Here is a 7,259-nt window from a genome sequence, read left to right as displayed (position 1 = left end):
GCCAGTCGTTAATAATTGCTCGATTTGGGTAACTAATTCGCGCGGTAATTCTTGCACGTCATTTAAAATTAACGTCCCTTCACCCAGCCACTCTAATAATCCTGGTTTACCGCCCACGCGCCCGAATAATTCTGCACCAGTGGTAGTAATCAGGGCACTTTTGAGACTGATAATCGGTTGACGGCGACGACTGGAACCAAAGTGAATCAGCGCGGCAATATTATCTTTTTCTAACCCTGGTTCGCCAGAAATCAGTACCGCCAGATCGTCACTAGCCGCCGTGCGAATTTGCTGGCGCAACTTGACAGCATACCGACTGCTGCCAATAATCCCCCGCTTGGCTTGGGGCACTAAGTAAGTCCGCAAAGCGGCTTGCCTGTCTTGCTCAAAAGCGATTTCACCTTCGAGTTGTGTCAGTTTGTCTGCAAGTCGCTCGGTGTAAGCAGCAGTAATTTGGGGATAGGTGGTAACTAATGCTTGCCATCTGTCGGTGGAGATCGTCTGAAACTGGCACTCCGTAATCGTCACAATCCGACTATCTGCTAATTGCCCGCGCTGCAATGCCGATAAATTTACCACCGCACCCGGCAATAAACCCGTCGCCCACATCAATCCGGCTTTTTGGCGACGATACCGCTCGGCTTGCCCCGATGCGAGGATATACAGCTTAGTTACAGGCGTATCTTCCAACGTGACTCGACAACCTGCGGGTACCGATAATTCTACCAATTCACTCGCGATCGATTCGAGGACATCATTTGGTAACATGCCTAATTCGGTAGATGCTGCCAGCCAGTTCGCTAATGTTGCTGTAGACATGTTGCGGGAGATACCTATCGATCGTTAGTTATCAGTTTACCCTGCATGGCAAGAAATAATCCGATAATTTTATGTTTTTAATTCTCTAACTATCCAGCCGATTTCAGGGCGTAGAAACAAACTGTTTCGATCTTGTTTGACTCCTACAAATCCACCGATAAATTCCATTGAATAATTGCGATCGAGATATTTCCAGACAAAGGGAGCTTTTGCCAATCCGCTAGTAAATGAACTAATTTTAATTTCCTTGTTTTGGTAAAACTGCTGCTTCAGAATCGATACAGGCATAGATCGCTCGTTATTTAAGTATGGAAAAAATCGCGTAATCCAGCCACTGACGATCGCATCACCGCTATCATCATTATATTTATACATCGATCGCCAAAAATCTCGATCTGGTTTGCCTTGCGCTGTCAAAATAAACTGTTCTAAAATCGGGATGAGTGCATCAACCCACCACTCAAGTTGAAACCGATCGATTTGTGCGGTTCGTTCTAGTAGCTGTTGCCAATCAGCAATGGTACCCTCTAATTGAATTTGGGGAATCCCGCACAAAGTATCGACTTCCAACTCAAAGTAAGATTGCATTGCCTCTAATAGTACGATTTCCGAGGCGGCTTTTTCTACCACACCAGTTGTTGAAAATGTTGGCACTAATAGATCGTGAGTTTCACTTCCAATATGTTGACGAATTGAGGTTGAAAATTCTGTAAATATCTTAGTCCAGTCATTAGTTTGCTTTCCCTTAACCAGATCGTTATCGACAACTACAATTTTTACCTTGTCTTGATGTTTTACAAAGTGCGATCGCAGTTCTTCTGCATGAGAATTAATCCAATCTGCCAATCCTTGTGCGATTAGCAACCACATCATATCTGGCGATAATGACAATGGGCGATGGTCGTTGAAAGCGTGGTGCAGTGCCGCAATGAAGGGATGAAATTTTACCGATGCGATTAGTTTGTGCCGATATTGCGAACAAGCTTCGATCTTGGATTGCTGAATAGTCGATCGGCTTTGCTTTGGCGTGGTAAGTAATAATTTAATAGCTCGACGATAAGAAATTTCACGCAAAGGTCGAGTTGCTTGTTTGACATCTGAAACATCAAAAACAGTCGGCCAAGTAGCGATCGATGATTTTACAGATAATAGATCGAAAATACCCATAATTCCGCTCCCGATTATTTAGTCAAACTCATAGACAAAGTACTACCATCGATACCGATCACCAAATCGGATCGTCATAGCGATGCACGATCAGCACCGATTCACCGCTGGGGATACTTGCCAGACACGCCCGCACTGGATTTTCTTGCCCTTCGATTTCTACTTCGCAAGCATAACAAGAACCCATCAAACAACCCGTCGGAATCGATATGCCCGCGCGTTCGGCAACGTTGAGTAATGGTTCGCCAGCTTCGGCGGTGACGGTGACTTTATCTGGTAAAAAATGAACTGTTACAGACATAAATTTATGAGTCTATCGAGTATGTTTAGAAACCCGACTTTTTGAAAAAATCGGGTTTCTGGCTTAACTTTTAACTTTTAACATTATCATTTTATCAGCCAAGAGCGAGCGCACATTTTCTATCGAAATCTCGACTGAATCTAATAGATTGCCAACTGTTAACTGCGATTGATTCTTGTCGCAAGCTTGCATGAAGGCAAACTCAACGTCCGAGAGATTAATCAATTTCCAATCACAATTAAACACATTCTGACTTTCCCAGCCTTCGATCGAGGGATGACGATAAGGCATCGCCGCTAGCAAAACCTCATCCTGCGACCAATCGATCGAGTTAGGTAACGGTGGCTTGGACAGGAAAAACTCATAATGAGCGACATCGGTATCGAGCAATTCAATCAGTCGATATTGCTGGCGAATGTCTAATTGTTTCGCACGTGCTAATGCTTCGGGTGCCTTGCCTAAAAGTCGCTCCAAACTCCAAAATTCAGGATTAGAAAACCCGACAAAATCTAACCCAGAAGCATCGATTAGTTCAAATAACGTCTCGATATTGTAGTCGATTTCCTGGGGATGGACGTACATATCGGCAAAGCATTCATCTTTGTGATTTTCCATCGCCCAGCGTTCTTTTTCTCGCTTTACTAGGCGATTAGTTTCTGGTAGGGACGCAAAGATCGATCGACCGATTTTGACCCCATCTTTATAGTCTCCACGCTTATCGCCTTGCAACATCCCGATCGCTTGTTGCATCAGTTCGATTTCCCAGCGTCCCAACTCCCCATAGACGAAAATGTGCATTAACCCACCGGGGGCTAGCTTGCCCGCTAAGGCTTGAATACCGCGAATTGGGTCTGGGGTATGGTGCAGCACGCCGACCGAGTTAATCAGGTCGTATTCCCCCGGTAGCTGGGCGACATCGAACAGACTCAGATGATGAAATTCTACTCTAGTTGCACCCGATCGAGCGCAGCGTTCGGTGGCAACTTTCAACGCACCAGGACTGAGATCGATCGCCGTTACCTGCGCGTGAGGATTGAGATGGACTAAGCTATCGGTACTTACACCCGTCCCGCAGCCAGCATCAAGAATCCGAATATCTTCCCGCTGGGGCATTTGCCCGGTACAAAAATTGTACGCCGCTTGCCATTGCCACCGCCAGTTAAATCCTGGGGGCGGTTCGTCGAGCAGGGGTTCTGGCGGAAAGGGATAGGTATCGTAGAGATTTTGAACTGCTTGACTAATCTGGGCGGGACTGGCTTCCATAACTCGATCGCTGGTTGAACACTCACATATTTTACTCGCTTTAGCAAAGGTTCCCGAATTGCTTAGCGAACAATCGGGGATTAGGTACCGATCTAAATCGTCAGCTATAATCATTTGTGAATATTTGTAGAAATTAACAAACTTGTGGGACAGTACGAACGATTGGTATTAATGGCTGAAGACGAACTCACTCAATACAGCAGTGACGCACGTAAGATCGAGAAATTGCGTCGTAAAATCGGTTTGTCTGTAAATCTGGCGGAGCAAAAAGCTGTCAAAGCTACTCTGGAAAAAGAATTACCTACAGGCGGTATCGTCAAATTAGTCGAAACCCAACGCCAAACCGTTGCCCTCCCATTTTGGGGCATTGCCGGATTGGGCTTGTTATTTGGAATATCACTCAATCAGCCGTTGGACTTTATCGCCGCTATCGGTGGGACTGCTGCGGCGATCGCAATTCAGAAATGGGGCTGGAAGCTTTATGCTAAGAGGATTGTATTAGATACACTAATTGATATCGATACCAAAATTAGTCAAATTAAACCAAATCCTTGAGTTAGGCTTTAGGCTTTAGGTTTTAGGCTTTAGAAAGTAGGGTGGGCAGTGCCCACCACAAAGGTTTTTGGTAATATCTATTCGAGCGATGTTTGTTCTTAACTACTTGTTGATAATGCCTAAGATTTAGATGGTGGGCAGTGCCCACCCTACGATTTATCTGACTTTTCTGAAAACATATGATTATCAATTATTAAAATGAGTGACATCAAAATTGGCATCATTGGTGGTAGTGGACTTTATCAGATGTCTGCTTTAAATAATGTCCGCGAGGTGAGTGTAGACACGCAATTTGGCAAACCTTCTGACAATCTCATCGTCGGAGATTTAGCAGGGGTTGAAGTTGTTTTTTTGGCACGACACGGACGCAATCATCATCTGACCCCGACAGAAGTGCCGTATCGAGCCAATATCTATGCGATGAAACAAATCGGTGTCGAGTACCTGATTTCCGCATCGGCAGTTGGCTCTTTGCAAGCGGAAGTTAAGCCGTTAGATTTAGTATTACCAGACCAATTTATCGATCGCACACGGAGTCGAACGAGTACTTTTTTTGGAGAAGGAATTGTCGGGCATATTGCCTTTGGCGATCCGATTTGTCAGCAATTAGCTAGTGTCTTAGCAGACTCGATCGAGTCCCTAAATCTCCCGGAGATTAGTTTACACAAAGGTGGTACATATATCTGTATGGAAGGGCCAGCTTTTTCGACCAAAGCTGAGTCGAATATGTATCGACAGCTCGGCGGGACGGTAATTGGGATGACTAATTTACCGGAAGCAAAATTGGCACGAGAAGCTGAGATTGCTTATGCGACGCTAGCTTTAGCTACTGACTACGATTGCTGGCATCCCGACCATGATAGCGTTACGGTAGAGATGATAATTGCCAATTTACACAAGAATGCAACTAATGCTCAAAGTGTCATTCAAGAAACTGTCCGCCGTCTGAGTGCAAATTTATTTGTTTCGGAGGCACATTCGGCTCTCAAATATGCCATTATCACACCGCTAGATAAGGTACCGGAAACTACTAAGCAAAAACTAGCACTATTACTGAAAAAATATCTATAGATAATGTTGGTAAAGACAAATCCCCGACTTCTTCAAGAAGCGGCTCGCGCACGCCTCTGTTCCCCGACGGTTTGCGGATGGAATCGCGCTGAGGCTTCCTCAGCGTGCGTTCCACCAAGCAAGCGACCCAAATCACGCGGAGGTTCCCTCCCGTTCGATGCGCCGCTCCCGGATTATGCGAGACAAGACAGCGCACCAAGCAGCGAGATAAGACAGTCGGGGATTTAGGTTTGGCTACCATTGAATCGCGTTATTTAGTGGTTGGTGCCATGGATGGTGTAGCGACGGGCATGGTAGTTGTACTTGTCGTTACTTTTTTAGCTGTAATCTTTTTCTTGGGAGTAGATACAGTCTTTTTCGGTTTGCAATTGGCGTGGACTTTCACAGGGAGAGTAGCAGGATCGATCGTTTCGGTACCGATGACTAACGTTTTATATTTTCCAGCACCATCGACTAGCGCTTCACCACAAGTATTTGCTGCGACATCTTTGCGGGTGACGGGCTTATTTTTAGCATTAGTCCCTTTGATGGGATACTTTTGTTTAGCTGTTAAACCTGTAACTACCACTTGGTCTTTGCTGGTTTTGTAAACTTCAGCAGTCGCGTTGGCGGAGCCTCTCGGAACGAGAATCGCAGTATGAGTTAATGTTAATACTGCCGCCATTACAACTGTCGAGATCGAAAACTTGATGGACATATATTTGTGGGTGATTGGTTAGTTAGTTAAGTTGTGTGGTAGGTGCTGGTTATTAGTTAGATATTGCCATCTATTTGTTCCCTTGCATAGCCCGAATTAATTCGGCGGCGACTTCAGGGCGCGAAAATTCTGGCGGTGGTAATTCGCCTTGACGGAGTAAGTCGCGGACTTTAGTACCGGATAGATGTACGCGTTGTTCGGGCGTACTGGGACTAGTTTTGGTAGTTGCCATTGATTTGGTAACTTGACAATAAAACGCGTGCTCGAACATCATCGGGGTGATGCCAAGTTCCCCTGGTTCAAATTCACTAAAGATGTGTTGAGCGTCGTAGGTGCCGTAGTAGTCGCCTACGCCCGCATGATCGCGTCCGACGATAAAATGGGTACAACCGTAATTTTTGCGGATTAGGGCGTGAAAAATGGCTTCCCGTGGCCCAGCATAGCGCATCGCGGCGGGGTTAATGCCGAGGATGACTCGATCGCTGGGATAATAATGTTCGAGGATGATTTCATAGCAGCGCATCCGCACATCGGCGGGGATATCATCTTCTTTGGTTGCGCCGACGAGGGGATGGAGAAATAACCCATCGACGGTTTCCATCGCACATTTTTGGATATACTCATGGGCGCGATGGATCGGGTTGCGAGTCTGAAATCCGACGATCGTGTTCCAGCCTTTAGCTTGAAACTGAGCGCGGGAGGCGACAGGATCGATTTGATAGGTGGGAAATTGCGGGTGCGCTTCCCGTTCTAACAGGTAGATATCACCTGCTAAATTGACATTCCCCTGGTCGTAGACGACTTTGACACCGGGATGCTTTTCATCATCGGTGCGATACACGTTAATCGCTTCTTGCTGCTTGTCGTAAGTGTATTTTTCGGTGAGCTGTAAAACGCCGACAAATCGATCGTTACTGTCATCTAATCTGACGAGCGAACCAACGGTTAGAGGTGCGGCGACAGCTTCAGTTACAGATAGCGTAATCGGAATCGACCACGGCAACCCATTCGCGAGGCGCATTTTAGCAACGACAGGATGATAATCTGCTTCTGGCATAAACCCCTGAAGCGGACTGAATGCACCGATCGCAATCATGACTAAATCGGAATATGCCCGCTCGTCTAATGTTACTCTGGGCAAGCTCTCGGCTTTACTCAGAAATTCGGCTTTTTGAGCGGGGGTGGCGATGCGATTTATCAATTCACCGCCGTGGGGCGCAATACCAGAACGCTGACTCAAACTAATTTTCCTCGCAATTTTTTAGATACTTTTATGGATCACTTTAGCAGCTTTGGGGAAGGTTTTAGGCTTTAGGCTTTAGGTTTTAGGGGAGATGGGGGAAGGTTTTAGGCTTTAGGTTTTAGGCTTTAGGCTTTAGGTTTTGG

General features: G+C 46.0%; 8 protein-coding genes. 2 read left to right on the top strand and 6 right to left on the bottom strand.

Annotated features, from left to right (window positions below; all coding sequences use genetic code 11):
- The 4 genes from RMO52_RS10390 to RMO52_RS10375 form a co-directional block, all read right to left on the bottom strand.
- On the bottom strand, nucleotides 1–819 hold an 819-nt coding region (locus RMO52_RS10390; protein WP_310413711.1), incomplete at its 3' end, for a sigma 54-interacting transcriptional regulator.
- Between the two features lie 69 nt (nucleotides 820–888).
- Nucleotides 889–1,986 (bottom strand): DUF4419 domain-containing protein, encoded by a 1,098-nt coding sequence (locus RMO52_RS10385; protein ID WP_310413708.1) that lies wholly within the window; start codon nucleotides 1,984–1,986, stop codon nucleotides 889–891.
- 58 nt (nucleotides 1,987–2,044) lie between these two features.
- Nucleotides 2,045–2,287: a 2Fe-2S iron-sulfur cluster-binding protein gene (locus tag RMO52_RS10380; RefSeq protein WP_309744979.1), complete on the bottom strand. Its 243-nt coding sequence runs from the start codon at nucleotides 2,285–2,287 to the stop codon at nucleotides 2,045–2,047.
- 63 nt (nucleotides 2,288–2,350) lie between these two features.
- On the bottom strand, nucleotides 2,351–3,550 hold the full coding sequence (locus RMO52_RS10375; RefSeq protein WP_310413705.1) for a class I SAM-dependent methyltransferase: 1,200 nt from the start codon (nucleotides 3,548–3,550) through the stop codon (nucleotides 2,351–2,353).
- Nucleotides 3,551–3,694: 144 nt separating this feature from the next.
- Between RMO52_RS10375 and RMO52_RS10370 the strand changes: the two genes are divergently transcribed.
- Nucleotides 3,695–4,105: a hypothetical protein gene (locus RMO52_RS10370; RefSeq protein ID WP_309744975.1), complete on the top strand. Its 411-nt coding sequence runs from the start codon at nucleotides 3,695–3,697 to the stop codon at nucleotides 4,103–4,105.
- Nucleotides 4,106–4,303: 198 nt separating this feature from the next.
- The gene (locus tag RMO52_RS10365) at nucleotides 4,304–5,176 is read left to right on the top strand and encodes an S-methyl-5'-thioadenosine phosphorylase (RefSeq protein ID WP_309744973.1); all 873 of its coding nucleotides are present in this window, start codon (nucleotides 4,304–4,306) and stop codon (nucleotides 5,174–5,176) included.
- A 250-nt stretch (nucleotides 5,177–5,426) separates the two neighbouring features.
- On the opposite strand, the gene RMO52_RS10360 is transcribed toward RMO52_RS10365, so the two are convergent.
- A complete protein-coding gene (locus RMO52_RS10360; RefSeq protein WP_309742511.1) occupies nucleotides 5,427–5,873 on the bottom strand; it encodes a hypothetical protein in 447 nt (148 codons plus the stop codon).
- A gap of 70 nt (nucleotides 5,874–5,943) precedes the next feature.
- The gene (gene sat, locus RMO52_RS10355) at nucleotides 5,944–7,113 is read right to left on the bottom strand and encodes a sulfate adenylyltransferase (RefSeq protein ID WP_310413700.1); all 1,170 of its coding nucleotides are present in this window, start codon (nucleotides 7,111–7,113) and stop codon (nucleotides 5,944–5,946) included.
- Between the last annotated feature and the right edge of the window lie 146 nt (nucleotides 7,114–7,259).

The organism is Chamaesiphon sp. OTE_8_metabat_110 (assembly GCF_031382685.1).
GTDB lineage: Bacteria > Cyanobacteriota > Cyanobacteriia > Cyanobacteriales > Chamaesiphonaceae > Chamaesiphon.
The sequence above is the reverse complement of the archived record's forward strand: the minus strand, read 5'-3'. Positions and strand labels throughout refer to the sequence as shown.